Annotated in this window: 1 protein-coding gene; it reads left to right on the forward strand. The window is 57.4% G+C overall.

What is annotated here, in order from left to right:
* Positions 1-348: 348 nt before the first annotated feature.
* Positions 349-859: IMP dehydrogenase (locus VZ95_RS20000; RefSeq protein ID WP_045777431.1), on the forward strand; the 511-nt coding region annotated here is incomplete at its 3' end.

Here is an 859-nt window from a genome sequence, read left to right on the forward strand (position 1 = left end):
AATGGGTCGCGATGACCTTTCGGTCGGCGACAGTAGCCCCCCACTTATCGTGGCCGCATCTTATGGGGGCGACTTATGCTTGTCTATATAACAATTAATATTTCATCATCGTGACCAAAAGTCGCGCAACAAGTTCCCCCCAATGAGTCCTGATGAATTGGCCTTCCACCGCGCTGTGTCGGGGCTGCATGGGACTGCCTCCGTTGCTGCATAACACGGGGGCTTGGCAGCGGAACCGCAATATGTATTATGCAGCACCGGCGCACCCCCCTATTGCTTGGGGTTAGTTTCAGCGCAACGAGGGGCGGATTTGGCCGGGCCGTATTAGGTAGATGGAGCCGCCCCGCCATGATCTTGCGCGAAGCCTTTACATTCGATGATGTTTTGTTGGAACCGGCCGCCTCGGCGATTATGCCAGCCAATGCCGATACCTCAACGCGCGTGACCAAAGAAATCCGCCTGGGAATTCCCCTGCTCTCTGCGGCAATGGATACCGTAACGGAAAGCGGCGTTGCGATTGCGATGGCCCAGATGGGCGGCATGGGGATTATTCACCGCAATATGGACCTCACCCGTCAGGCCGCCGAAGTGCGCCGGGTGAAAAAGTTCGAAAGCGGTATGGTCGTCGATCCCGTTACCATCACGCCGGAAAGCACCCTGGCCGACGCGCTGGCGCTGATGGCTGAATTCAGAATCAGCGGTATTCCCGTCGTCGAGCAGCCCAAGGGTAAGCTCGTCGGGATTCTCACCAATCGCGATGTGCGCTTCGCAACCAACCCTGGCCAGCCGGTTTCCGAACTGATGACCAAGGATAAGCTGATTACGGTGCCCGAAGGCGTCACCAAGGACGAAGCCAAGC

The sequence above is a fragment of the Elstera litoralis genome (assembly GCF_000963705.1).
GTDB classification, from domain to species: Bacteria; Pseudomonadota; Alphaproteobacteria; order Elsterales; family Elsteraceae; genus Elstera; species Elstera litoralis.